General features: G+C 70.8%; 26 protein-coding genes. 18 read left to right on the forward strand and 8 right to left on the reverse strand.

What is annotated here, in order from left to right:
- Positions 1–72: 72 nt before the first annotated feature.
- Entirely contained in the window at positions 73–1,197 is a 1,125-nt protein-coding gene (gene rlmC / locus AC0HS0_RS15475) for a 23S rRNA (uracil(747)-C(5))-methyltransferase RlmC (protein ID WP_472964957.1), read from the forward strand.
- 87 nt (positions 1,198–1,284) lie between these two features.
- Here rlmC and msrA read toward each other — a convergent pair whose 3' ends face one another.
- The 4 genes from msrA to AC0HS0_RS15495 all read right to left on the reverse strand — a co-directional run bounded on the left by msrA (position 1,285) and on the right by AC0HS0_RS15495 (position 4,528).
- Positions 1,285–1,797, reverse strand: a complete 513-nt coding sequence (gene msrA / locus AC0HS0_RS15480; protein WP_472964958.1) for a peptide-methionine (S)-S-oxide reductase MsrA — start codon at positions 1,795–1,797, stop codon at positions 1,285–1,287.
- Entirely contained in the window at positions 1,797–2,255 is a 459-nt protein-coding gene (gene msrB / locus AC0HS0_RS15485) for a peptide-methionine (R)-S-oxide reductase MsrB (RefSeq protein WP_472964959.1), read from the reverse strand. The genes msrA and msrB overlap by 1 nt, the downstream gene beginning before the upstream one ends.
- Before the next feature lie 39 nt (positions 2,256–2,294).
- Positions 2,295–3,173, reverse strand: coding sequence for a type IV toxin-antitoxin system AbiEi family antitoxin domain-containing protein (locus AC0HS0_RS15490; RefSeq protein ID WP_472964960.1), 879 nt, complete (start codon positions 3,171–3,173; stop codon positions 2,295–2,297).
- A 146-nt stretch (positions 3,174–3,319) separates the two neighbouring features.
- Positions 3,320–4,528, reverse strand: a complete 1,209-nt coding sequence (locus AC0HS0_RS15495) for a mechanosensitive ion channel family protein (protein WP_472964962.1) — start codon at positions 4,526–4,528, stop codon at positions 3,320–3,322.
- 164 nt (positions 4,529–4,692) lie between these two features.
- On the opposite strand from AC0HS0_RS15495, the gene AC0HS0_RS15500 reads away from it, so the two are divergent.
- From AC0HS0_RS15500 to AC0HS0_RS15535, 8 genes are all read left to right on the forward strand, one after another.
- The gene (locus tag AC0HS0_RS15500) at positions 4,693–5,688 is read left to right on the forward strand and encodes an SDR family oxidoreductase (RefSeq protein ID WP_472964964.1); all 996 of its coding nucleotides are present in this window, start codon (positions 4,693–4,695) and stop codon (positions 5,686–5,688) included.
- Positions 5,689–5,807: 119 nt separating this feature from the next.
- Complete coding sequence (locus AC0HS0_RS15505) at positions 5,808–6,971, forward strand: ROK family transcriptional regulator (protein ID WP_472964965.1); 1,164 nt, start codon at positions 5,808–5,810, stop codon at positions 6,969–6,971.
- Positions 6,972–7,038: 67 nt separating this feature from the next.
- Positions 7,039–8,370, forward strand: a complete 1,332-nt coding sequence (locus AC0HS0_RS15510; protein WP_472964967.1) for an ABC transporter substrate-binding protein — start codon at positions 7,039–7,041, stop codon at positions 8,368–8,370.
- A 4-nt stretch (positions 8,371–8,374) separates the two neighbouring features.
- On the forward strand, positions 8,375–9,358 hold the full coding sequence (locus AC0HS0_RS15515; protein ID WP_472964968.1) for a carbohydrate ABC transporter permease: 984 nt from the start codon (positions 8,375–8,377) through the stop codon (positions 9,356–9,358).
- The gene (locus tag AC0HS0_RS15520) at positions 9,355–10,260 is read left to right on the forward strand and encodes a carbohydrate ABC transporter permease (RefSeq protein ID WP_472964970.1); all 906 of its coding nucleotides are present in this window, start codon (positions 9,355–9,357) and stop codon (positions 10,258–10,260) included. Before AC0HS0_RS15515 ends, AC0HS0_RS15520 begins: the two co-directional genes overlap by 4 nt.
- Before the next feature lie 3 nt (positions 10,261–10,263).
- The gene (locus tag AC0HS0_RS15525; protein WP_472964971.1) at positions 10,264–11,523 is read left to right on the forward strand and encodes a 6-phospho-beta-glucosidase; all 1,260 of its coding nucleotides are present in this window, start codon (positions 10,264–10,266) and stop codon (positions 11,521–11,523) included.
- Complete coding sequence (locus tag AC0HS0_RS15530) at positions 11,520–12,521, forward strand: N-acetylglucosamine kinase (RefSeq protein ID WP_472964972.1); 1,002 nt, start codon at positions 11,520–11,522, stop codon at positions 12,519–12,521. The genes AC0HS0_RS15525 and AC0HS0_RS15530 overlap by 4 nt, the downstream gene beginning before the upstream one ends.
- Positions 12,421–13,185 carry a protein-L-isoaspartate(D-aspartate) O-methyltransferase gene (locus tag AC0HS0_RS15535; protein ID WP_472964973.1) on the forward strand — a complete coding sequence of 255 codons (765 nt, stop codon included), beginning with the start codon at positions 12,421–12,423 and terminating at the stop codon, positions 13,183–13,185. Before AC0HS0_RS15530 ends, AC0HS0_RS15535 begins: the two co-directional genes overlap by 101 nt.
- Before the next feature lie 94 nt (positions 13,186–13,279).
- On the opposite strand, the gene AC0HS0_RS15540 is transcribed toward AC0HS0_RS15535, so the two are convergent.
- Positions 13,280–14,023: a gamma-glutamyl-gamma-aminobutyrate hydrolase family protein gene (locus AC0HS0_RS15540; protein WP_472964974.1), complete on the reverse strand. Its 744-nt coding sequence runs from the start codon at positions 14,021–14,023 to the stop codon at positions 13,280–13,282.
- Positions 14,024–14,167: 144 nt separating this feature from the next.
- Here AC0HS0_RS15540 and AC0HS0_RS15545 point away from each other — a divergent pair, with 144 nt between their 5' ends.
- The 6 genes from AC0HS0_RS15545 to AC0HS0_RS15570 all read left to right on the forward strand — a co-directional run bounded on the left by AC0HS0_RS15545 (position 14,168) and on the right by AC0HS0_RS15570 (position 19,253).
- Positions 14,168–14,776 (forward strand): TPM domain-containing protein, encoded by a 609-nt coding sequence (locus AC0HS0_RS15545; protein ID WP_472964975.1) that lies wholly within the window; start codon positions 14,168–14,170, stop codon positions 14,774–14,776.
- Between the two features lie 36 nt (positions 14,777–14,812).
- The gene (locus AC0HS0_RS15550; protein ID WP_472964976.1) at positions 14,813–15,670 is read left to right on the forward strand and encodes an arginase family protein; all 858 of its coding nucleotides are present in this window, start codon (positions 14,813–14,815) and stop codon (positions 15,668–15,670) included.
- Between the two features lie 23 nt (positions 15,671–15,693).
- Positions 15,694–16,479: a crotonase/enoyl-CoA hydratase family protein gene (locus AC0HS0_RS15555; protein WP_472964977.1), complete on the forward strand. Its 786-nt coding sequence runs from the start codon at positions 15,694–15,696 to the stop codon at positions 16,477–16,479.
- Between the two features lie 97 nt (positions 16,480–16,576).
- A complete protein-coding gene (locus tag AC0HS0_RS15560; protein WP_472964978.1) occupies positions 16,577–18,028 on the forward strand; it encodes a dihydrolipoyl dehydrogenase family protein in 1,452 nt (483 codons plus the stop codon).
- Positions 18,025–18,414, forward strand: coding sequence for a Fe-S oxidoreductase (locus AC0HS0_RS15565; RefSeq protein ID WP_472964979.1), 390 nt, complete (start codon positions 18,025–18,027; stop codon positions 18,412–18,414). Before AC0HS0_RS15560 ends, AC0HS0_RS15565 begins: the two co-directional genes overlap by 4 nt.
- On the forward strand, positions 18,411–19,253 hold the full coding sequence (locus AC0HS0_RS15570) for an SDR family NAD(P)-dependent oxidoreductase (protein WP_472964980.1): 843 nt from the start codon (positions 18,411–18,413) through the stop codon (positions 19,251–19,253). Before AC0HS0_RS15565 ends, AC0HS0_RS15570 begins: the two co-directional genes overlap by 4 nt.
- Here AC0HS0_RS15570 and AC0HS0_RS15575 read toward each other — a convergent pair.
- Positions 19,228–19,677 carry an SIP domain-containing protein gene (locus AC0HS0_RS15575; protein WP_472964981.1) on the reverse strand — a complete coding sequence of 150 codons (450 nt, stop codon included), beginning with the start codon at positions 19,675–19,677 and terminating at the stop codon, positions 19,228–19,230. The genes AC0HS0_RS15570 and AC0HS0_RS15575 overlap by 26 nt on opposite strands.
- A gap of 116 nt (positions 19,678–19,793) precedes the next feature.
- Here AC0HS0_RS15575 and AC0HS0_RS15580 point away from each other — a divergent pair, with 116 nt between their 5' ends.
- The gene (locus tag AC0HS0_RS15580; RefSeq protein WP_472964982.1) at positions 19,794–20,864 is read left to right on the forward strand and encodes an ATP-dependent DNA ligase; all 1,071 of its coding nucleotides are present in this window, start codon (positions 19,794–19,796) and stop codon (positions 20,862–20,864) included.
- 19 nt (positions 20,865–20,883) lie between these two features.
- On the opposite strand, the gene ligD is transcribed toward AC0HS0_RS15580, so the two are convergent.
- Positions 20,884–21,906, reverse strand: coding sequence for a non-homologous end-joining DNA ligase (ligD, locus tag AC0HS0_RS15585; protein ID WP_472964983.1), 1,023 nt, complete (start codon positions 21,904–21,906; stop codon positions 20,884–20,886).
- A gap of 141 nt (positions 21,907–22,047) precedes the next feature.
- On the opposite strand from ligD, the gene AC0HS0_RS15590 reads away from it, so the two are divergent.
- On the forward strand, positions 22,048–22,725 hold the full coding sequence (locus AC0HS0_RS15590) for an endonuclease/exonuclease/phosphatase family protein (RefSeq protein ID WP_472964984.1): 678 nt from the start codon (positions 22,048–22,050) through the stop codon (positions 22,723–22,725).
- A 64-nt stretch (positions 22,726–22,789) separates the two neighbouring features.
- Positions 22,790–24,229, forward strand: coding sequence for a lipase maturation factor family protein (locus AC0HS0_RS15595; RefSeq protein WP_472964985.1), 1,440 nt, complete (start codon positions 22,790–22,792; stop codon positions 24,227–24,229).
- A 4-nt stretch (positions 24,230–24,233) separates the two neighbouring features.
- Here AC0HS0_RS15595 and AC0HS0_RS15600 read toward each other — a convergent pair.
- Positions 24,234–24,846 (reverse strand): hypothetical protein (locus tag AC0HS0_RS15600; RefSeq protein ID WP_472964986.1); only part of this gene is annotated, 613 nt, incomplete at its 5' end.

Consider the following 24,846-nt stretch of genomic DNA (forward strand, 5'->3'; position numbering starts at 1 on the left):
ATGTGTGTGGTTCTCTGTGGTAAACGTCGCCGAAGTCATCGCGCCGGCTGGCCACGTACAATCGTTCGCGGAATGGACTGCTCCTACTTCGACGCCGGCGTGTGCCGGTCGTGCACGCTGATGGGCGTCCCCTACGCCGGCCAACTCGCCCGCAAGGACGCCCACGCGCGCGAACTCCTCGCCCCCTACGGGGACGCGGTCTGGCTGCCGCCCGTGGCGAGCGCGGAGTCGGGCTACCGCAACAAAGCGAAGATGGTCGTCTCGGGCACAGTGGACGCGCCCACGATCGGCATCCTCGACGAGGCGGGCCGCGGCGTCGACCTGCGCGAATGCGGCATCTGCGCCCCGGGCGTGCGCGCCGCGCTGCCGGTGCTGGCGGACTTCGTCACGCGCACCCGTCTCGCGCCGTACAGCGTTCCGGACCGCCGCGGCGAGCTCAAGTACGTGCTGGTGACACTCTCCCCCGACGACGAGCTGATGGTGCGGTTCGTCGTGCGGACCGAGGCCGCCGTCGACCGCATCCGCGCCCGGCTCGGCGAGCTGCTCGCCGCCCTGCCCGGGGCCGTCGTCGTGACGGCGAACCTCCAGCCCGAGCACAAGGCCGTGGTCGAAGGCGACACCGAGATCGTGCTGACCCCGCGGTCGTCGCTCGTCATGCGCGTCGGCGGCGTCCCGTTGCGGTTGCGGCCGCAGAGCTTCTTCCAGACGAACACGGCGGTCGCCGAGAGCCTCTACGCGCAGGTGACCGAGTGGGTGAATGAGGTCTCGCCGTCGAGCGTGTGGGACCTCTACTGCGGCGTCGGCGGCTTCGCGCTCAACGTCGCGGCGGCAGGGCGTCGCGTGGTCGGCGTGGAGACCAGCACGGAGGCGGTGCGCAGCGCCCGCGCGACTGCGGCGGCCGCCGGGCTTCCACAGGTGGCGTTCCGGGCGGCCGACGCCACGGCGTTCGCGCTCGGCGCCAAGACGGCCCCGGAGCTCGTGATAGTGAATCCGCCGCGCCGCGGGATCGGCGCGGACCTCTCCGGATGGCTCGAAGGCTCCGGCGTGCCGAGCGTCGTGTACTCCAGCTGCAATCCCAACAGCCTCGCGCACGACCTGGCCCGGATGCCGTCGTACCGCATCCGCACCGGCCGGGTGCTCGACATGTTCCCGCAGACCGGGCACCTGGAGGTCGCGGTGCTGCTCGACCGGGTGTGAGTCCGGTCGAGCCGTGAACGTGGCGAGGCCCACGCCGCGTGACGACGTGGGCCTCGGTGACGCGTGCGCGTCGGATTCGACAGGAGACTAGCTCGCCGCCGCCTCGCGGCGCGGGAGCTTCCAGTCGGGGCGCGCGAAGTGGCAGGTGTAACCCCAGGGGATGCGCTCCAGGTAGTCCTGGTGCTCGGGCTCGGCCTCCCAGAACGGGCCGGCGGCCTCCACCTCGGTGACGACCTTGCCCGGCCAGAGACCGGACGCGTCGACATCGGCGATGGTGTCCTCGGCCACGCGGCGCTGCTCGTCGTTCTCGTAGAAGATCGCCGACCGGTAGCTGGTGCCGACGTCGTTGCCTTGACGGTTCTTGGTCGACGGGTCGTGGATCTGGAAGAAGAACTCCAGCAGATCGCGGTAGCTGACGCGCTCGGGGTCGAACTCGATCTCGATCGCCTCGGCGTGGGTGCCATGGTTGCGGTAGGTGGCGTTGGGGACGTCGCCGCCGGAGTACCCGACGCGGGTGCTCACCACGCCCGGGCGCTTGCGGATGAGGTCCTGCATTCCCCAGAAACAGCCACCGGCCAGAATCGCCTTCTCAGTCGTCATCAGTGCTTCTCCTCGTTCTCGAAAAGGTGGGTGTAGTCGCTGTAGCCCTGCTCCTCCAGCTCGGCGAGCGGGATGAAGCGGAGCGCGGCGGAGTTGATGCAGTAGCGCAGGCCGCCGGCCTCGGCGGGGCCGTCGTCGAACAGGTGGCCGAGATGGCTGTCGCCGTGGGCGGAGCGCACCTCGGTGCGGATCATCCCATACGTGCGGTCGGTCTTCTCGACGACGTTCGCTGGGTCCACCGGCACGGTGAAGCTCGGCCAGCCGGAACGGCTGTCGTACTTGTTCACCGAGGCGAAGAGCGGCTCGCCCGACACGATGTCGACGTAGAGGCCCGCCTCGTGGTTGTTCCAGAACTCGTTGCGGAAGGCCGGCTCGGTAGCCGCCTCCTGGGTGACCGCGTACTGCGCGGCGGTGAGCCGCGCGACGGCGTCCTGGCTCTTGCGATAGTCCTGTGTCACGTTTCCTCCTGTGTGCGGCGAGCGCTGGCTGCGGCGCCGTCAGTAAGAAGAACAGCGAGGAGGGCCGAGTTGGTCCCGGCGTCGCTGTGAGTTCGCTGAGGGTGGTCGGGTCGGGAGCGCGGCATCGATGGTCGACTCGACGGCGGCCCAGTCGTGGAGGACCTGGCTGGCCGTGATGCGCAACCTCCGATCGCCGCGTATCTGCAGGACAGCGTCACGTCTACGGTCCCGCTCGAACGCGACCCTGTCGGAATGGAACGCGAATCCGTCTATCTCGAGGTAGAGCTCGCAGTCCACGCGCATGTCGACCCGGCCGACTCCGCGCACGTGCACTTGCTGCTCGACGTGACGACCAGTGCGCTCGAGGCGTTGTCGAACGATCGACTCGACGCCGGAGTCGGACCCCGCCCGCGCGAGCTCGGCCAGCGACCGCGCGGAACGCGGCTGGTCCTCGAGGACCTCGTGGAGTCCGACACGCGTCACCATCCCCGCTGTCAGAGCCGTGTCGAACACCGCCACCGCCGTCTCCTGGTCGCTGCAGCGGGCGACCGAGCGCAGACAGTCGGCCAGCGAGACCCGCCAGAGCTCGTCGTGCGGATCGGACCGCCGCCAATGACGCACGACACTCGACGGTGGCGCATGGCCGTTCGGCGGAAGCTGCAGATGAGTGCGACGGTCCGTTCCTGCCCACAGACCGTAGCTTTCGCACGCCGTGACGCAGGACAGGCGCCCTCCCGCGAGCACGGCCTCCAATGCCGCGCCACTCAGCAATGGCGAGACGTACACGCCGGGGCGCGGCCGCCTGATAACGCCCTCTCGCACCGCGTCGCGCAACGCGGCTGCCGTGGCGCCGGCCATCCGGAGCTGGCGGGTGGTCGCCGCGCCGCCTAATGCACGGAGCGTTTTCATCCAGGTCATGCGTCGATGCTGTCCTGGCCCTGGTGACGGCGCACCTGCGTCGGGCGAATCTGTGGACAATCCGCCACCGGGGTCGTGTGTATGGGAGAGGAAACACGCGCAGCGATCTCCTCCCTGAGCGTGCGAGAGAGGAGATCATCGGCGTGTCAGGGGCGATTCTCCTCATCGACGCGAGCACCGTCGGGGATGTCGGGGATGACGGGGATGGCGTCGGTGAACTGGGAGGCGCGCTGCTCTTTCTCGGGGGTGCCGCCGAAGAGGCGGCCCTCGGCCTCCGCGGCGCTGCGCGCGCGAGCGCTGGGCACTTGCTGCTCCGGAGCCTCCACCACCTCCACCCGCTGACGCGGGAGCGACGCCGAGGAGTACCGCTGCATCCAGTCGACGAGCCGTTCGCGCACATGGCAGCGGAGGTCGAACAGGGTCGGCGCGTCCTTGCCCGTGACGAGTACGCGGACGCGCACCCAGCCCTGCGTGGCGTCCGTGACCTGCAGCACGCCGGTGCGGCCGTCCCAGAGATCGGTGGCCGAGAGGATGCGGTTCAGCTCGGCGCGCATCCCCGAGGGCGACACCCGCCAGTCCAGGTCGAACTCCACCGAGCCGAGCAGCTCGCTGTGCTGGCGGGTCCAGTTCTCGAACGGCTTCGTCGTGAAGTAGGTGGAGGGCAGCACCAGGCGGCGGTCGTCCCAGATGTGCACCACGACGTAGGTGAGCGTGATCTCCTCGATCGTGCCCCACTGCTGCTCCACCACGACGACGTCGTCGATGCGGATCGCGTCGCTGAAGGCGAGCTGGATGCCCGCGAACAGGTTGGCCAGGCTCGATTGCGCCGCGACACCGGCGATCACGCCGATGATTCCTGCCGACGCCAGGAGGCTCGCACCGGCCGCCTGCAGCACAGGGAACGTCAGCAGGATCGCCGCCAGGCCGATCACGACCGCCGCGACGACGGTCAGCCTCCGGAGCACCAGCACCTGCGTGCGCACACGGCGGGCGTACCGGTTGTCCGGCACGTCCACGCGGTAGCGCACCAGCCCGAGGTCTTCGACGAAGACGAGCAGGGCCGCGAAGAACCAGGTTCCGGCAGCGATGGTCAGGATGAGGAACGTGTGGTGGATGACCTCCGCCCAGTCGGGCGTCACCTGCGGCGGCAGCGTCAGCGCGACGGCGATCCACAGCACGACGACTCCCAGGAAGAGCCGGAACGGCACCCGGGCGCGCCGCACCAGCAGCGCGGGCCACTCGCGATGCCGGCCCGTCGCACGCAGCACCAGGCCGACGATCGCGGTCACCACGATGGCGACGGCGACCGCGGCCAGACAGGCGATGACGAGGGCGGGCAGGCTGTGCGAGGACACGTCGAGGCGGCTCCTTACTCCGGTGGCGCGGATGGTCGTCCTGCACTGTACGCGGAGCCTCCACGGACCTTAACCTCGGGGGCCCCGTCCGCGTTAGTGTGAGTCTTCTGGGGCCAGGGGATTTCGGGCTCCGGCGGAAGCCGGCGAAGACGCGAGGAGCGAGGATGACAGCGACACGGACACTCTTCATCGGCGGCACGGGGGTCATCAGCTCCGCGTGCGTCGCCCGGGCCCTCGAAAAGGGCCACGAGGTCACGGTCGTCAATCGGGGGAACAGCGACCTGCGCCCGCTCCCCGACGGCGTGGAGGTGCTGCACGCGGACATCCGCGACCCCGAGAGCGTCCACGCGGTGCTCGGCGAGCGCAGCTTCGACGTCGCGGCGGAGTTCCTCGCGTTCACGCCCGAGCACATCCGCACCGACTTCGACCTGTTCGAGGGAAGGGTCGGGCAGTACGTCTTCATCTCCTCGGCTTCTGCTTACCAGACGCCGCCCGCGAGGATGCCGGTGACCGAGTCGACGCCGCTGCGCAACCCGTTCTGGCAGTACTCGCGCGACAAGATCGCGTGCGAGGACCTGTTGGTGGAGGCCTATCGCGAGCGCGACTTCCCGATCACGATCGTGCGACCGTCGCACACCTACGACCGCACGATGATCCCGACCAGCGGGCACTGGACCGACCTCGAGCGGATGCGCCGCGGAGCGCCCGTCGTGGTGCACGGCGACGGCACCAGCCGGTGGACGATCACCCACAACACCGACTTCGCCGTCGCTTTCGTCGGGCTGCTCGGCCGGCCGGAGGCCGTGGGCGACTCGTTCCACATCACCTCGGACGAAGCGCCGACCTGGGACCAGATCTATTGCTACCTCGCCGAGGCCTTGGGCGTCGAGGCGGAGCTCGTGCACGTGGCGAGCGAGACCATCGCTGTGGCCGTCCCCGATCTCGGCCCCGGCCTCCTGGGCGACAAGGCCCACTCGATGCACTTCGACAATGCCAAGGTGAAGGCGCTCGTGCCCGAGTACCAGGCTCGCGTCGCGTTCGCCCACGGCGCCGGCGAGATCGTCGACTGGTATCTCGCCGACGCCTCGCGGCAGCGGCTCGACCCGGACCTGGACGCCGCGTTCGACCGGCTCGTGGAGCACGCCCGCGCGGTCGTCTGAGCGGCTGATCGCGCTGCCGGGAAGGTCACTGTCCGGTCTCTTTTTCGTCGGCCTCTTTACTATAAAGAAACTTTCCTGATACATTCTGGCCACGACATCGTTCCGACGAGGGGATGAGCATGGCCGATCGACCCGTCCGAGGCACCCCCGGGTGGCTCCGCGAGACCAACGACCGCACCGCGCTCGCGCTGCTGCTCGAGCACGGCGTGCTCACGCGCACCCGTATCGGCGAGCTCTCCGGGCTCTCCAAGCCCACCGCGGCGCAGATGGTCTCGCGGCTCGAGACGGCCGGTCTCATCCACGTCGTGGGCGAAGTCTCCGCCGGCCGCGGCCCGAACGCGGCGGGCTATGCGGTGCGCACCGACCGGATGCTGGGCGTCGCGGTCGATATCGACGCGGTGTCGCTGCGCTCGACCGTCGTCGACGCCGGCGGAGCCGAGCACCCCATCGCCGTGACGCCGCTCGCCCTGCCTCCCCAGGCCGCCCGTACGCCGGAGGCCGACCTCCGCCTGGCGATCGAGGCCGCGTGCGCCGCCGCCGACGTCGACGCCGAGCGCGTCCGTGCGGTCTGCGTCGGCGTCCAGGGCGCCCTCGACCCGCGCACCGACGAGCTCACCTACATCGAGACGCTCCCCGGCTGGCCCAAGCGCGGTATCCGGCGGCGGCTGGAGGACGCCCTCGGCGTCGCGGTCCACATCGACAACGACGTGAACCTCGCCGCGGTCGCCGAGCGCACGGAGGGCGCAGGGACTGGAACGGCCGGTTTCGCGCTGCTCTGGATGGGCGACGGCCTCGGCCTCGCCGTCGACCAGTCCGGGGCGGTGCATCGCGGAGCCTCCGGCGGCGCGGGCGAGATCGGCTACCTGCCGATTCCCCGCTCGGCCGCGGATCTCGACCCGGAGGCCGCCGACCTCCAGGACCTCATCGGCGGACCCGCCGTCGCGGCCCTGGCCTCCATCCACGGGCTCACCGGCGACCTCGAGGGCGATGAGAACGCCGCCGAGGCGCTCGTCACCGAGCTCGCGCACCGGGTCGCGGTCGGCGTCGTGCCCGTGCTCGCCCTTCTGGACCCCGAGCTCGTCGTGCTCGGCGGACCCACCGGCGCCGCCTGCGGCCCCCGGCTCGCCGAGCTCGTCGCAGCCGAACTGCGCGCCGACTGGGGCGAACGCGCCGTCGTCGCCACCGGCGTCCCCACCCACCCCGTCCTCCGCGGCGCACGCGAACACCTCCTCGGCGAGGTGCGCGAGGCGCTCTTCGACGAAGTGTCGCGCATCGCCGTCTGACGCGCCGACACCTCTGCACCACACCGTCCATCCGAAAATCACGAGAAGGATCAGCGAGGAACCACCCGTGAAGCATCGTCATCTCATCGCCGCCGCCGCGGTCGCCGCGGCCGCAGCGCTCACCCTGGCCGGGTGTTCCGGCGGGACCGCCGGCACGTCCTTCCAGGACAGCGCGCCGTCCGACCTGTCGGGCACCGTGTCGTTCTGGCACTTCTTCTCCGACCGGGAGGCCAAAGTCATCCAGTCGGTCGTCGACGACTTCGAGAAGAAGTACCCCAAGATCAAGGTCGACGTGCACTCCGGCCAGGACGACGAGAAGCTGCAGAAGGCGATCGCCACCGGCAGCAAGGTCGACGTCGGCCTCTCCTACTCGACCGACATCGTCGGCAACTTCTGCTCGAACGGCGCGTTCCGGTCGCTCAACAAGGTGATCGAGCGCGACAAGGTCGACATGAGCCAGTTCAGCGACACCGTGAAGTCGTACACCGAGTTCAAGGGCAACCGCTGCGCGATGCCGATGCTCGCCGACGTCTACGGCCTTTACTACAACAAGAAGCTCCTCCAGGCCGCCGGCTTCACCGAGCCTCCCAAGACGCTGAGCGAGCTGCAGGCCATGGCCGACAAGCTCACCACGTTCAACCCGGACGGCTCGATCAAGACCCTCGGCTTCAACCCGACCATGGGCTGGTACGAGAACTCGGCCGCGCACTACGGGCCGGCCGCCGGCGCCGAGTGGCTGAAGGCAGACGGCACCAGCGCGATCTCCTCCTCCCCCGGCTGGAAGGAGCTGATCGAGTGGCAGAAGGCCTACGTCGACAAGATCGGCTGGGACAAGCTCAACGCCTTCACCTCCGGCCTCGGCCAGGAGTTCTCGGCGGACAACGCGTTCCAGACCGGCCAGGTCGCCATGAACATGGACGGCGAGTACCGCACCGCCTTCATCGACGACCAGGCGAAGGACCTCGACTACGGCACTGCGCCCTTCCCGACCGCCGACGACCACACCGACCTCTACGGCGGCGGTTACATCACCGGCAACATCATCGGCATCTCCAAGGGCTCCCAGCACCCCGAGCTGGCCTGGACGCTGCTGAAGTACCTCACCACCGACACCGGCGCGGTCGTCAAGCTCGCCAACGGCCTGAAGAACGTGCCGACCACGAAGGACGCGCTGGCCTCCCCCGACCTGGAGGTCTCGCCGCAGTTCAAGACGTTCCTCGACATCGCGTCGGACAAGAACGTCATGACCACTCCCGCGAGCCCGCTCGGCGCCGGCTACCAGAACACCTTCCAGGACTGGTGGAACAAGTACCAGAGCCAGGGCGGCGACATCGACGCCGGCCTGAAGTCGGTCGACAAGCAGATCAACGACGCCCTCGCTCTCTCGAAGGGCCCGTGAGCTCGTGACGTCAGCGACTCAGAGCGTGGGGCGGGCGACCGCCCGCCCCACGCGGCCCTCGCGCAACCGGCGGCGCCGCAACCTGGTGACGCTCGCGCTGCTGGCGCCGACACTGCTCGGACTGGCGATCTTCTTCGTCTACCCGCTCATCGCGTCCGTCTACTACTCGTTCACCCGGTTCGACCTGATCTCGCCGCCGCAGTGGATCGGCCTCCGCAACTACGAGTACCTGTTCACGCAGGACCCCAACGTCTGGACGGCGACCCTGAACACGCTGTGGTTCGTCGTGATCTGGGTGCCCGTGAAGACCGGGTTCGCGCTCATCGTCGCCGGGCTCCTCGCCCGCGCACGCCGCGCCTCCGGAGTCTGGCGGACGATCTTCTACCTGCCAGCGCTGGTGCCGCCGGTCGCGAGCGTCGTCGCGTTCGTCTTTTTGTTCAACCCGGGCACCGGGCCGGTGAACCAGGTGCTCGCCTGGTTCGGGATCAAGGGACCGCTGTGGTTCAACGACCCGGCGTGGTCCAAGCCCTCGCTCGTCCTGCTCGGCATCTGGGTGATGGGCGACATCATGATCATCCTGCTCGCCGCGCTGCTCGACGTTCCGCGCGAACAGTACGAGGCGGCCTCCCTCGACGGAGCCGGCGGCCTGCAGAAGGTGCGGTACGTCACCCTGCCGAGCATCTCGCCCGTGCTGCTCTTCGCGGCGGTCACCGGCGTCATCGCGGCCATCCAGTACTTCACGGAGGCGGCCGTCGCCTCCTCGGTCGCCAGCGGGAAGGCCGTGGTCGGCGAGGGGATCGGCAACACGCTCGGGTACCCCGACAACTCCCTGCTCACCTACACGCAGTGGCTGTACGTGCGCGGCTTCGGGACCTACCAGCTGGGCTACGCGTCCGCGCTCGCCGTGCTGCTGTTCGTCGTCGCCGCGGTGATCCTGCTCCTGCTCCTGCGCCGGTTCAAGGCGTTCACCCCGGAAGGCGCGCAATGACCTCCGCCACCCTCACTCCCGAAGCCCCGGCCTCCCCCGCCGCACCGCAGCGCAGGATCCGCACGCCGCGCTCGCTGCGCACCAGACGGATACTCGGCTGGATCGCCGAGCACGCCGTGCTCATCGTGCTGGCCGTGCTGTTCGTGTCGCCGGTCCTGTTCGTGTTTCTGACCTCGGTGATGTCGAGCTCGCAGACGCTCACAGCCTCCCTCTGGCCGCAGCCGTTCGTGTGGAGCAACTACCTGACGGTCTTCACCACCGTGCCCCTCGCCCAGTGGTTCGCCAACTCGGCGATGTACGCGATCCTGGCGACGGCGTTCATGCTCGTCTCCTCCGTGCCGGCCGCCTACGCGCTGGCCAAGATCCGGTTCCGCGGGTCCGGGATCCTCTTCACGGCGATCATCGTCGCGATGCTGCTGCCGCCGCAGGTGACGGCCATCCCGATCTACGTGATGTGGTCGCAGCTCGGCCTCACCGGCACGTTGTGGCCGCTGATCCTGCCCAACCTGCTCGGCGACGCCTTCTCGATCTTCCTGCTGCGCCAGTTCTTCCTGACGATCCCGTCGGAGTACTCGGACGCCGCACGGATCGACGGCAACGGCGAGTTCGGGGTGCTCTGGAGGGTCGTCCTCCCGATGGCGAAGCCCGGCATCGCCGCCACGGCGATCTTCATGTTCTTCAACTCGTGGAACGACTATTACGGGCCGCTGCTCTACACCTCGGAGAACCCGGCCGCGTGGCCGGTCGCCTACGGCCTCGCGTCGTTCCGCGGCGTGCACGGCACCGACTGGGGCCTGACGATGGCGATGACGATCCTCGTCACCGTGCCGGTCGTCATCATCTTCTTCTTCGCCCAACGCGTCTTCGTGGAGGGCATCACACTCACCGGCGTGAAGGGATAACGCGTGAAACTGGCTGTCGTGGGCGGAGGCTCCACCTACACCCCCGAGCTCGTGGACGGGTTCGCGCGGCTGCGCGACCTGCTGCCGATCGAGGAGCTCTGGCTCGTCGACACCGACCCCGAGCGGCTGCGACTCGTCGGCGGGATCAGCGAGCGCATGTTCCGCGCCGCGGGCCACCCCGGCCGGATCGTGCCGAGCTCCGACCTGGTCGCCGGCGTCGCCGACGCCGACGCGGTGCTCATCCAGCTGCGTGTGGGCGGCCAGGCCGCCCGGCACGGCGACGAGACGTTCCCGCACGAGTGCGGCTGCATCGGGCAGGAGACCACGGGGCCCGGCGGCTTCGCCAAGGCGCTGCGGACGGTTCCCGTCGTGCTCTCGGTCGCGGAGGTCGTGCGCAGGCACGCCAAGCCCGGCGCATGGATCGTCGACTTCACCAACCCGGTCGGCATCGTGACGCGCGCATTGCTGCAGGAAGGGCACAACGCCGTCGGACTCTGCAACGTGGCGATCGGCTTCCAGCGGCGGTTCGCCGCACTGCTCGACGTCGCGCCGGCGGAGGTCGGGCTCGGCCACGTCGGGCTCAACCACCTGACCTGGGAGCGGTCGGTCACGGTCGGCGGACGCGACGTCCTCCCCGACCTCCTGACGTCGCGACTGGAGCTGCTCGCCGAGGAGATCGAGCTGCCGGCCTCCCTGCTGCGCCTGCTCGGGAACGTGCCGAGCTACTACCTGCGCTACTACTACGCCCACGACGCGGTGCTGCGCGAACAGCTCGACGCGCCGACCAGGGCGGAGGCCGTGCAGCAGGTGGAGCGCGAGCTGCTGGCGTTGTACGCGGTCCCGAGCGTCGTCACCAAGCCCGAGCAGCTCGCCCAGCGCGGTGGCGCGTTCTACTCGGAGGCCGCGGTCGACCTGCTCGCGTCGCTGACGAGCGACCGCGGCGACGTGCAGGTGGTCAACCTCCGCAACGACGGCACGCTGCCGTTCCTGCCGGACGACCACGTGATCGAGGTGCCGGCGACCGTCGGCGCGTCGGGTGTGCACGCCCAACCGGTCGCCCCGCTGGCCGACGACCTCGCCGGCCTCATCGGGCACGTGGCGGGCTACGAGCGGCTCGCGCTCGACGCGGCCGTCCACGGCGGCCGCGACCGCGTCGTGCGGGCGATGCTCGCACACCCGCTCGTCGGGCAGTACGACCGCGCGGAGAAGCTGACCGACCTGCTCATCGCGCGCAACCACCAGCACCTGGCGTGGGCACGATGACCGACGGCGACGGTTCCGCACCCATCGTGATCGCGGTGGACGGCGGCGGCTCCAAGACCGACGCGGTGGCCCTCGAGCTCGACGGCACCCTCGTCGCCGCCGTCCGCGGCGCGACCTCCAGCCCGCACCTGATCGGGATGGCGGCGACCGCTGAGCTCGTCGACGAGCTCATCGAACGCCTGCTCGTCGAGACGGGACCGCGGCCGCTCGCGAGCGCCAACATCTACCTCTCCGGGCTCGACCTGCCGGCGGAGATCGCCGAATTCCGTGCGGGGATCGCGGGCTACGCCTGGGCGGACGCGGTCGTCGACAACGACCTCTTCGCGCTCCTCCGGGCCGGGACGAGCGAGCCGGATGCCGTGGCCGTCGTCTGCGGCACCGGCATCAACTGCATCGGCGTCCGCGCAGACGGCGCCGTCGTCCGCTACGCGTCGCTCGGGATGACCTCCGGCGACTGGGGTGGAGGCTGGCACCTGGGCGAGCAGGCGCTCTGGCACGCGGCCAGGGCGGTCGACGGCCGCGGGCCGGCCACGACGCTCGTGTCCGCGATCCCCGCGGCCTACGGGCTGGCCGGCATCCCCGAGGTCATCGAAGCCCTGCACTTCGAGCGCATCGCCAGCAGCGACCTGTCGCGCCTCGCGCCCGCCGTTCTCGCGGCGTCGCGCGCCGGCGACGCGATCGCGCAGGGCCTCGTGGACCGGCAGGCCGATGAGATCGTGACGCTCGCCGCCACCACGCTGCGCCGACTGGAACTGCTCGGCCGCGAGGTGCCGGTCGTGCTCGGCGGCGGGGTGATCGGCTCGCGCGACGAGCGCCTCCTGAGCGGAGTGGAGCGTGGCCTCGCCGAGCGTGCGCCATTGGCCAGGGTCACCGTCGTGACGGCGGCGCCGATCCTCGGTGCCGCGCTGCTGGCCCTGGAGGCCGGCGGGGCTTCCGCCGACGCCCTCGACGTCGCAGCATCGGGCCTTCAGGACCGCCAGGCAGCGGTGGTTCAATAGCCCTACGAACAGGGAATACGCCGCAGAACGCGAGCGGATGGTCGAGGAGCAGCTCGTCCGCCGCGGAATCGAGGACCAGCGGGTGCTCGATGCGATGAGACGCGTGCCCCGCCACGAGTTCGTGCCGGAGGGATCCGAGCGTTACGCCTACGAGGACCACCCGATGCCGATCGGCGACGGCCAGACGATCTCGCAGCCGTTCATCGTCGCGCTGATGCTCGAGGCGGCGCGGATCGGGCCGGAGGACAGCGTGCTCGACGTCGGCACCGGCTCGGGCTACGCCGCAGCCGTCGCGGCGGAGCTCGGCCACCGGGTGGTCAGCATCGAGCGCCATCCCGAGCTCGCGCTGACGGCGGCGGCGACACTGGAGGCGCTCGGCTACCGGGTGAACGTCGTGACCGGCGACGGCACCCTCGGCTGGCCGCAGGGCGCGCCCTACGACGTCATCGTCGCGGCGGCGACCGGACCGACGCTGCCGCGGGCGTGGCCGGACCAGCTGACGCGCGGCGGCCGAATCGTGATGCCGGTCGGCCGCCCGGGAGGCTCCCAGCACCTCACGGTGTTCGAGCGCGGTGCCGACGGCGACCTCCACGAGCGCAGCCTCGGCGCGGTCACGTTCGTGCCGCTCGTCGGCGACGACGGCTGGCGCGAGCCCGGCGCGTGACGGGATCGGGATTCGTCACGAATCCCGAGATTCGTGCCACGAATGTCGGGATTCGTGACGAATCTCCGGGTGCGGGAGGCGGCGGAGGTGCGCGTTACGCGGCGGCAGCCGCTGCGCGGGCGGGCGTCCGCAGCGCGCCGAGGAGGGCGGCGAGCTGGCCCGCGGGGGCGGCCGGGTCCTCCGGGTGCCACTGCACGGCCACGATCGGCGCGGACTCGTGCTCGATCGCCTCGACATGGCCGTCGGGGGCGCGACCGGTCACCCGGAGGCCCTCGCCGAGCACGTCGACCGCCTGATGGTGCGCGCTGCGGACCGAGACGACAGGGCCGCCGAGCAGCTCCTCCACTCTGCTTTCCGGCTCGAGCAGCACGGGGTGCGTGGTCAGCACCTCGGGGATCGGCACCCCGCGGCGCACGTGGTCGCTGTCACCGAGGTCTTGGACGAGAGTGCCGCCGAGCGCGACGTTGACGATCTGGAGGCCGCGGCAGATCCCGAGCAGCGGGAGGCTGCGCTCGATGGCCCGGTGCACCAGCGCCAGCTGGGCGGCGTCGGCGGTCTCGCGGTGCAGGCTCTCGTGCGGGTAGCCTCCCGACGCTCCGTAGAACCGCGGGGCGATGTCCTCGCCTCCCACGATCACCACGGCGTCGGCGCGGTCGGTCGCACCCAGGAGCGCTTCGGTGCCACCGTCGGCGGCGAGTCTCGCCACCGTCCAGCCGTCGGCCCGGGCCGCGCGGACGACTCCGCCGACCAGCACCTGCACGTAGGCGTGGTACTCCGGGTCGTTCCCGCGGAAGCGCGTCGCCTCGACGACGGCGAGGGTGCGGGCGGCCGGAGACATAGGAGCCATTCTGGGCGGAGGGCGCTCGGCCCGCACCCGTGGCTGTAACAGGCGGAAACAGTGACCGTCTCCCGAAACAGTGACACGCATCGGGGCCGTCAATAGACTCGGCTGGATGACAGGTGAGCTCGGGAGAGTGGGTGGATGTCTGTGCGTCGCGTTGTGACAGCGTTCCTGCTCGCCCTCGGCGTCTCCCTGGCACCCCTCGTGCTCGCCGCCCCCGCCGCGGAGGCCGCAGACCCGGTGGAGCTGGGCTCGGGTCACGTCGTCGACCAGGCCGGCGTACTGTCCGACGCCGACGTCGACACCATCGAGGCGGCGACGGCTGCGCTGAAGAAGAACCACCGTGTCACGCTCTACGTGGTGTTCGTCGATCGCTTCACCAACCCGGCCGACGCCGAGGACTGGGCGAACGAGACCGCCGCCCGCAACGACCTGGGGCCGACGGACTACCTCCTGGCGGTCGACACCACGGGCGGCGCTCTCTACCTCTCGGGCGACGACAGCGGACCGGTCAGCGACCGGGAGCTCACGACGATCGAGCAGAACCAGGTGGCGCCGAAGGTCCATACCCAGGACTGGACGCAGGCGGCCGTCGCCGCCGCGAACGGACTCGGCGACGCGGTCGGCGGAGGCCCGGGCCCGGCGTTCGTGTGGCTGCTCGTCGTCGCGCTGATCGTGATCGCGGTGGTCGCCTTCGTGCTGGTCCGCCGGCAACGGAGGTCACGGAGCACGAACGCATCCACACCATGACATCGAAACGGTGACACCGAAACGGAAGGAGAGAGGATGAGCCCCGCTTCATTCCTCGTCGTCCCGCAGTGGCAGGGCTCCGGCTCGTCGCGCGCCATGCGGCTCATCGACGGCGCAGACGCCATCCGCGGCGACCTGCCGACGACGGCGACGCACAGCGTCGCGGTGCCGGCGGCAGCGGGCGAGGCGCTCGGCACCGGTGTGCTGCGCTACTCGTCGCTCACGCTGGTGCGCGAGCTGGCGGAGGCCGAGCTGGCGGTTCTGGAGGCCCCGGTCGTCACGATCGGCGGCGACTGCGCCTCCGATCTGGCGAGCGTGCAGCACATCGTCGCCTCGCATCCTGCCGGCGCGGTCGCCGTGGTCTGGTTCGACGCGCACGGCGACATCAACAACGTCTCGACGTCGCCCTCCGGGGCCTTCCACGGCATGGTCGTGCGGGCGCTGCTCGGCGACGGTCCCGACGGCCTCGCGGCCACCGGCCCCGCGCGCCTCCATCACGAGCAGCTGGTGCTCGCCGGGACGCGCGCGCTCGACGACGGCGAGTCCGACTTCGTCGATCGGATGGGAATCCGGGTCATCGCCCCCGAAAGCCTTGCCGACCCGCAGACCCTCGTCGCCGCAGTGGAGGCCACGGGAGCGTCGGCCGTGTACCTCCACATCGATCTGGACGTGCTCGACCCGTCCGCCGTCGACGGCATCGGCTATCCAGAGCCGTTCGGCATCACTCCGGAACAGCTGTCCGACGCGATCCGGGCACTGCGCACGCGTTTCGAGCTCGCCGGCGCCGCGATCACCGAGTTCGCACCCGAGTCACCGGAGGCCGCGGGCCGCGATCTGCCGGTGATCCTCCGGGTGCTCGGCGCGCTCACCGGGCGCCTGAGTGACGCCGGCTGAGCGCGGCCGGTAGCGTTGGCGACATGAGCGAACCCAGGATCCTGACCGAGCGACGCGGGCACGTCCTGCTCATCGGTCTCAACCGGCCGGACAAGCGAAACGCGGCGGACTTCGAGCTCCTGACCGGGCTGGCCGACGCGTACGGCGAGCTCGAGCGCGACCCCGACCTCCGCGTCGGGATGGTCTACGCGGTCGGCGACCATTTCACCGGCGGTCTCGACCTGGCGGACGTCGGCCCGCGGATCGGCGCGGACGGCCTCTCGTTCGTCTCCGAGACAGGCGTCGACCCGTGGGGCGTCTCCGGCGCGCAGCGCACCAAGCCCGTGGTCGTCGCCGTTCAGGGCACGTGCCTCACTCTCGGCATCGAGCTCATGCTCGCCTCCGACGTCTCGGTCGCGGCGCGGTCGACGCGCTTCGGACAGATCGAGGTCGCCCGCGGCATCCTGCCGTTCGGCGGCGCCACCATCCGGTTCCCCCGGGCGGCGGGCTGGGGTAACGCCATGCGCTACATCCTCACGGGCGACATGTTCGACGCCGACGAGGCGTACCGCATGGGCCTGGTGCAGGAGATCGTGGACGACGGAGCGCAGTTCGACGCCGCACTCGCCATCGCCGAGCGGATCGCCGCGCAGGCACCGCTCGCCGTGCAGGCGACGCTCGCGAACGCGTTCACGGCGTTGCGGGAGGGCGAGGCCGCCGCCGAGGCGCAGCTGCAGCCGACGCTCGTCCGCCTGGCCGGGAGCGAGGACGCCCGGATCGGCATGCAGGCCTTCCTCACGCGCACCCCGGCCGAGTTCGTCGGCCGCTGACCGGCGTACGCTGCGCCTCACCGACGAACACCGCATCCCGAACCGCCCGACCGCCCGATCTTACGACCGCCCGATCCTACGACCGCCAGGAGGAACCATGCCCGCAACCGCCGAGTACGACGTCATCGTGATCGGAGCCGGCGCGGTCGGTGAGAACGTCGCCGATCGCGCGGCCCAGGGCGGCCTGCGCACCGTGATCGTCGAGGCCGAGCTCGTCGGCGGCGAGTGCTCGTACTGGGCGTGCATCCCGTCGAAGACCCTCCTCCGCTCCGCCGCAGCCCTGCGCGCGGCCCAGCGGGTCGGCGGGGCGCGGGAGGCCGTGACCGGCCCGCTCGACGTCGGCGCCGTGCTGCGCCGCCGCGACTACATGACCAGCGACTGGAAGGACGAGGGCCAGGTGAAGTGGCTCGAGGGCGCGGGCATCGACCTGGTGCGCGGGTGGGCCACGATCTCTGCGGCCAAGGAGGTCACGGTGACCGCCGACGACGGTGCCGTCACCGTGCTCAGAGCCCGGTACGCCGTCGCCGTCTGCACGGGTTCCGCCGCGCTGCTCCCCGACATCCCCGGCCTGCGCGAGAGCGAGCCGTGGACGAGTCGCGACGCGACGAGCGTGCAGCGCGTCCCGGTCTCGCTGGCTGTTCTGGGCGGCGGCACGGTTGGCACCGAGATGGCGACCGCCTACGCGGGCTTCGGCACCGAGGTGCATCTCATCGCTCGCAGCGGCCTGCTCGGAACGGAGGAGCCGTTCGCCGGCGAGCAGGTCGCCGCAGGCCTGAGGGAGCTCGGCGCCCACGTGCACCTGGACGTCACGACCGAGTCCGTCGAGAGGACGGACGACGATCGTTTCCGCATCCGCCTGGGCGACGGCAGTGTGGTCGAGACGGACGAGCTGCTGGTGGCGACCGGCCGCGTGCCGCGGTCGTCCGGCCTCGGCCTCGACGCGTTCGGCCTGGAGGACGGCGCGTGGCTGACCGTCGACGACAGCATGCGCGTGCTCGACGCGCATGGCGAGCCGGTGGACGACGGCTGGCTGTACGGCGTGGGCGACGTGAACCACCGCGCCCTGCTCACCCACCAGGGCAAGTACCAGGCGCGCGCGGCCGGCGACGCCATCGCCGCACGTGCGAAGGGCCACGAGGTGTCGCTCGCCCCGTGGGGCGCCTTCGTGGCGACCGCCGACCACCAGGCCGTTCCGCAGGTCACCTTCACCGAGCCGGAGGTCGCCTCCGTCGGGCTCACCGCGGCCAAGGCCGAGAAGGCGGGCTACCGCATCCGGGTGGTCGACTATCCGATCGGCTCGGTGAGCGGCGCGTACGTGGTGGCGGACGACTACGAAGGCACGGCCAGGATGGTCGTCGACGAGGACCGGAAGGTCGTGCTCGGCGCGACGTTCGTCGGCCAGGACGTCGGCGAGCTGCTGCACTCGGCCACGATCGCTGTTGTCGGGGAGGTGCCGCTCGACCGGCTCTGGCACGCCGTTCCGTCGTACCCGACGATCAGCGAGGTCTGGCTGCGCCTCCTCGAGGCGTACGGGCGCCCGGAGAAATGACCGCGACCCGCCCGCGCGGAGACGGCCCGCTCGCCTCCCTGTTCCTCGACTCGCCGATCAGCCGGCTCGGCTACCTCTATGCGACCACGGTCGGATTCCTCTGGGGCTTCGTCTGGAGCACCGGCCGCGTCGAACGGCGCGCCGGCCTCTTCGTCTTCCGCGGCATGCCGAAGCGCACCTTCGGACGCGGCGGCTCCTGCGTGGGAGGGTGCTACCTCACCGACCAGAACGTGACGGACGACGTGCTCGAGCACGAGGTCGTGCACAAGCGGCAGTGGCAGCGGTACGGGATGCTGTTCCCGTTCCTCTACCTCCTCTCCGGGCGCGACCCGCTGCGCAATCGCTTCGAGATCGAGGCGGGACTCGAGAAGGGCGGCTACCGATGACCGACACGGCTCGCACGATCGTCGTCACCGGAGCGAGCTCCGGGATCGGCGCCGTAGCGGCGGAGCGGCTGGTCGCCGGCGGCGATCGCGTCGCCGTGGTCGGCCGCGACCCGGAGCGGACGCGGGCGCTCGCCGACCGGATCGGGGCGACGGCGTTCGTCGCCGACTTCGAGCGGTTCGACGACGTGCGCGCGCTGGCGGCCTCCCTGCTCGAGCATTACGACGGCATCGACGTGCTCGCCAACAACGCGGGCGGGCTGTACCACGAGCGCCGGGTGACGGTGGACGGCCACGAGCGGACGATCCAGCTCAACCACCTGGCCCCGTTCCTGCTCACCCGTCTTCTGCGGCCCCGCCTCATCGAGACGGCGGCGAGCGGTCGGGAGGTGCGGGTCGTGTCGACCGCCAGCATGGCCAACCGGTTCGGGAGGCTGCGCCTCGACGATCTCGACTGGGAGCGGCGCCCCTGGCGCGGCGGTTGGCAGGCCTACGGCACGTCCAAGCTTGCGACCGTCCTGTTCGCCGTCGAGCTCGGAGAGCAGCTCACCGGCACCGGCGTCATCGCCTACTCGTTCCACCCCGGCACGGTGGCGACGCGGTTCGGAGCGAGCTCGCCGCTGATCCGGTTCGGCAACGCGGTGACCGGAGGGCGCTACGGCATCACGGCGGAGGCCGGCGCCGCACCGCTGGAGCGCCTGGCCGGGCCGATCACGGTCGGAGCGCCGACCGGCACCTACTTCGACCGGTTCACGGCCAACGGCCGCACGGCACGCCAGGCGAAGGACGCCCAGCTCGGCCGCGATCTGTGGACGATCAGCGAGAGCCTGACGGCCGGCTGACGGCGTCCGGCTCCATGCCGACGACCTCCACCAGGTGCTCGCCCACCTCGGTGGTGAGCGCCCAGGAGCCGGTCACGATGGCGCGGGTGCGGCCCGGCCCCTCGCACAGCATCTCCGCCGCCCAGGCCCGGACGGCGCGCGTCGCCGCCTCTCCGCGTCCGCAGCGCTGCGCGGTGCCGGGCCGGCCGGAGCGCTCCGCGCGCACCAGCCAGGAGACCGTCATCCGGATCGGCGCGGAGAGCGCGACGATCTCGGAAGGCTGGCCGACCTCCACGAAGACACGCCCGCGCGCGCAGAGCGGGAGGAGCGCGAGCTCGGCCTCCAGCTCGGTCAGCGAGGTCTCGTCGCCGACGACGAGGAACTGGACGCGGTCGTCGTTGTGCGCGGTGGAGGCGGTGTGCGCGGCGTGGTCGGGTCGGTACATTTCCCTTCGAGTATAGGTCAGGCTTACCTAACCTCTTCCCGCGGCCGGGGACGTGGCAGAAAGGTCCCAGCGCCGCCGCCCTTCCGATGCGTGGCGAGGCACGGCATGATCGAGACATGCTTCCGACCGCGGACTCCCCCGTCGCCCCGATGCTCGCCAAGGCCGTCCCCGCGGTGCCCGAACAGGACGCCGTGCCCGGCGGCCTGAGCTTCGAACCCAAGTGGGACGGCTTCCGCGCCATCGTCTACGCGGCCGACGCCGGCGACGGCACGATCGGCGACGTGCAGATCGGCAGCAGGGGCTCGAAGATGCTCACGCGCTACTTCCCGGAGCTGGTCACGGCGTTCCGCGAGCTCCTGCCCTCCCCCTGCGTGCTCGACGGCGAGATCGTCGTGCCCACGGGCGAGCCGGGCAGCCAGCGGCTGGACTGGGAGGCGCTCTCGCAGCGCATCCACCCCGCCGCGAGCCGGGTGAAGCTGCTCTCCGAGCAGACCCCGGCCAGCTTCGTCGCGTTCGACCTGCTCGGCCTCGGCGACGAGTCGTACCTCGACCGGCCGTTCTCCGAGCGGCGCGCGGCGCTGGAGGAGTTCGCGGGCGGCCTCCCCTCTCCCCTGCAGATCACGCGCACCACCACGGATGTCGATCTGGCGCGTACCTGGCTCGTCGAGTTCGAGGGCGCGGGGCTCGACGGGGTCGTCGCCAAACCGCTCGCGGGCGCGTACACGCCGAACAAGCGCACGATGCTCAAGATCAAGCACCACCGCACCGCAGACGTGGTCGTGCTCGGCTACCGCGTGCACACCAGCGGCCGAGGCGTCGGATCCCTGCTGGTCGGGCTGTACGGCGACGACGGAGTGCTGCGCAACGTCGGAGGCGTCTCCGCCTTCAGCGACAAGGTGCGGCTGCAGCTGGTGGACGAGCTGGAGCCGCTGGTCGAGCGAGACGAGAGCGGCGCCGCGGTGACGGGCGCGACCGACCGCAGCCGGTTCTCGGCCAGCAAAGACGTGTCGTTCGTGCGGCTGCGCCCCGAGCGCGTGCTGGAGGTGCGCTACGACCAGATGGAGGGCATGCGCTTCCGGCACACCGCCCAGTTCGAGCGCTGGCGCCCCGACCGCGACCCGGCCTCCTGCACGTACGACCAGCTCGACCGGCCCATCGCCTACGACCTCGCCGACGTCATGTCGTGACCGCGCCGGCCCACGGCGGCTACTCCGTCTTCTTGGCGCGGCTGGGCTGCACGCGCGGCGGCTCGCCGGGCATCTTCGGGTAGTCGGGAGGGAAGGGCAGCTCGCCGAGCCCGTTGTCGAGGTCGCGCTGCCACCACTCCAGCAGCGCGTCGATGCGCCCCGGGCGCTCGCCGAAGTCGTGCCATGGGTCGCCGACGCTGCGCAGCCGCTCCGGCACCGTGCGCACCGTGAAGTCGCGCGGATCGACCTCCGGGAGCTCATCCCACGTGACGGGCGTGGAGACCGGCGCATGCGCGAGCGCGCGCGGGCTGTAGGCGCCCGCCATCGTGCGGTCGCGATTGGCCTGATTGAAATCGACGAACACCTTCTCGCCGCGCTCCTCCTTCCACCACGCCGTCGTCACGGCGTCGGGCATCCGGCGCTCCAGCTCGCGCGCGGCGGCGATCACCGCGTGCCGCACGTCGAGGAACTCGCGCACGGGTTCGATCGGCGCGAACACGTGGAGGCCGCGGTTGCCGGAGGTCTTGATGTGCGCCTCCAGCCCGACCTCCGCGAGCACGGCGCGCAGTTCGATCGCAGCCGGCACCGCGTCGGCGAAGCCCGTGCCCGGCTGCGGGTCGAGGTCGATGCGCAGCTGGTCGGGGTTGTCGGAGTCCTCGGCGCGAGAGGGCCACGGGTGGAAGACGATCGTGTTCATCTGGACGGCCCACACGGCGGCCGCCGGCTCGTCGATCACGAGCTGCGGGTGCGAGCGCGCGCTCGGGTAGACGACCGGCACCGACCGCACGAAATCGGGCGTTCCGCGCGGCGGGTTCTTGGAGAAGAACTCCTCACCGTCGATCCCCTCCGGGAACCGCTGCAGTGAAAGCGGGCGGTCGCCGTTGGCACGGACGAACGCGTCGCCCACCTCCACGATGTAGTTCGCGAGGTCGAGCTTGGTGATGCCGAGCTCCGGATACAGCACCCGCCCCGGGCTCGAGATGCGGATCTCCCGATCGCCGTGCGGACCGGGGACGGTGAGTACGACTGCATCGCCTGCCATGCGACCACCGTACCGGTCCAACAGGTGATGACCAGGGTGTGAATTCCGTGTGGGATGCGGACGGTCTTCGTTCGACCGTCTGAGAAGTGGGCCAGAATGAGCGATGTCCGCCCCGACGACCCGAACTGTGCAAGGAGGTGAGTGGTCCTGAGGATCATCAGCTACAACCTGCGCGAGCACTCCGCCGCTCATGAGCTCGAGGACATCGCCAAGACGTACGACGCCGACGCCCTGTGCCTGCAGGAGTGCGACAGCGAGATGCTCGCGCCGCGTCTGCACGACCTCCAGCTCGCGGACGCGACGCGCGCCAACCGCCTCGGACTCGCGGTGTACGTGCGCGACGAGCGCTACGAGGTGCTGGACACGCAGGTGTTCGCGGTGCACAAGTCGATCCACGACCGCGTGCTCGCGCCGGCGAACGAGCGGCTGCTGGCCGCGCTGCTGCGCGACAGGGACTCCGGCGAGCGCGTGCTGGTCGGTTCGTTCCACGCGGCCCCGCTGACGGCCTCCAACTCGCTGCGCCGCAAGCAGATCGCGGCGGCCCACGAGGGCATGCGCTCGCTCGCACCCGACACGCCGGCGATCATGGTCGGCGACTTCAACTACCCGTGGTTCATCCGCGGGCTCGAGCGCCACTTGACCACAGCCGGGTACACCCTCAAGCGCAGCGATGAGCCGACCTACCTGCGCTACAAGTTCTTCACCGGCTACTTCGACTTCGTGACGTCGACCGGGTTCGAGGTCGAGCGGGTCGACGTGCTCCCCGCAGGCGCCTCCGACCACCGCGCCATCCGCTTCGACGCCGAACTCGCGGCGTAGCCTCGGGAGTCCGTCGCGGGCGTACGCTGTCCGGCGTACCGCGACCGTGTCGAGGTGATGACCGATGGATGCGCTGGGCTGGCTGGCCGGGACCGACTACACGATCGCGCGCGAGATCCTGCAGCGCGGTGTGGCGGCGCTCTACGTGGTCGCGTTCCTGTCGGCCGTCGCGCAGTTCCCCGCGCTGCTCGGCGAGCACGGCCTCCTGCCCGCGCCGCGCTACCTGCGCAACGCGTACGCCCGGCGCCAGCCGACGCTGTTCCGGCTGCGGTATTCGGACCGGCTGCTGCGCGTCGTCGCCTGGACGGGCGCGGTGCTCTCCGCGCTCGTCGTGATCGGCGTGCTGCAGCTGACTCCGTCGTACGTGTTCGTCCCGGTGTTCCTGATTGTGTGGTTCCTCTACCTGTCGATCGTGCACATCGGGCAGACCTTCTACGGCTTCGGCTGGGAGAGCCTGATCTGCGAGGCCGGGTTCACGGTGGCCTTCCTGGGCTCGTGGGACACCGCTCCCCCGATCACGATCATCGTCCTGGTGCGCTGGCTGGTCTTCCGGCTCGAGTTCGGCGCCGGGATGATCAAGATGCGCGGCGACCGCTCGTGGCGCGATCTCACCGCGCTCTACTACCACCACGAGACGCAGCCGATGCCGAACCCGCTGAGCCGCACGGCGCATCTGCTGCCGAAGTGGTGGCATCGCGTGGAGGTGCTCGGCAACCACTTCGCCCAGCTGATCGTGCCGTGGCTGCTCTTCCTGCCGCAGCCGGTCGCCAGCATCGCGGCGGCGGTCGTGATCCTGACGCAGCTCTGGCTGGTCGCGACGGGCAACTTCGCCTGGCTCAACTGGATCACGATCGTGCTGGCGTTCGCGGCCGTGAGCGACGGGGCCTGGCGGTGGGTCACGGGAGGCGGGTTGACCGGAGGGATCGGCTCCCCCGAGGTACCGGTCTGGTACGCCGTCGTCGCGCTGCTCGCGACCGCCCTGCTGGTGGCGCTGAGCTGGTGGCCGCTCCGCAACCTGTTCCGGAGGCGCCAGCTGATGAACGCGAGCTTCAACCGCTGGCACCTGGTGAACGCCTACGGCGCGTTCGGCAGCGTGACGAAGGAGCGCTTCGAGGTGGTCGTCGAGGGCACGGAGGACGACCCTCTCGATCCCGCCGCCCACTGGCTCGAGTACGGCTTCAAGGGCAAGCCCGGCGACGTGCGGAGGCTGCCGCGCCAATTCGCGCCGTACCACCTGCGGCTCGACTGGCTGATGTGGTTCCTCGCCCTCGGCTCCCGCGACTCGCCGTGGTTCCAGGTGTTCCTGCTGCGCCTGCTGGAGGCCGACCGGCCCACCCTGCGACTGCTGTGCCTCGACCCGTTCGACGGCCGGCCTCCGCGCTCGGTGCGGGCGCGGATGTACCTCTACCGCTTCGCGACTCGCGCCGAAAAGCGCACGACGGGCGACCGGTGGGTGCGCTCGGACGTCGGCACGCTCGTGCCGCCGGTGGGGTTGCGGGGCTGACCCCTCAGTACCCCGTTCGCTCCTCCTGCAGCCGCGCGAGGTCGCGCCAGATCAGCAGCTTGAGGCGCGCAGGCTTCTCGCGCTCGTAGTCGGCGCGCAGCGCCTCCACTCCCGAGAACGCGTCGAGCCCGGCCTCGATGGCGCGGCCGACCTCGTCCCACGCGTCGACGCGGCCGCGCTCCACGAGGGTGAGGAGCGCGTCCTCCGAATCGGCCTTCGACCGCAGCTCACTCGCGAGCGCGATCGCGGCGTCGCGGCGCAAGCGCAGGTTCGCGACGTCGATGTCGCGGTAGTCGTGCGGGTGCATCGCGTCGCCGCGGAGGCCCTGCGCGGCCTCCAGCTCCTCCTCGATGCGGCCGGCGGCCTCGCCCTGCTCGGAGGCGAGCTCGCGCAGCATGTGCGCGGCCTCGCCGGTGTGGCGGGCCGGATCGAAGTCGTTGCCGTACTGGAGGGTGTCGACCACGATGTGGTTCTTGACCGCCATCCGCGTAGCGTATTCCGCGAGCAGCATGCCTTCTTCGACCGTCTGCTCGAGGGTGGGCGCGGCGGGCTCCGGGAGGGCGTCCTCGTCGAACGGACGCGTGCGCACCGTCTTGACGGTGCGCTTCTTGAGCCAG

The organism is Leifsonia sp. PARNA 1/14 (assembly GCF_055720965.1).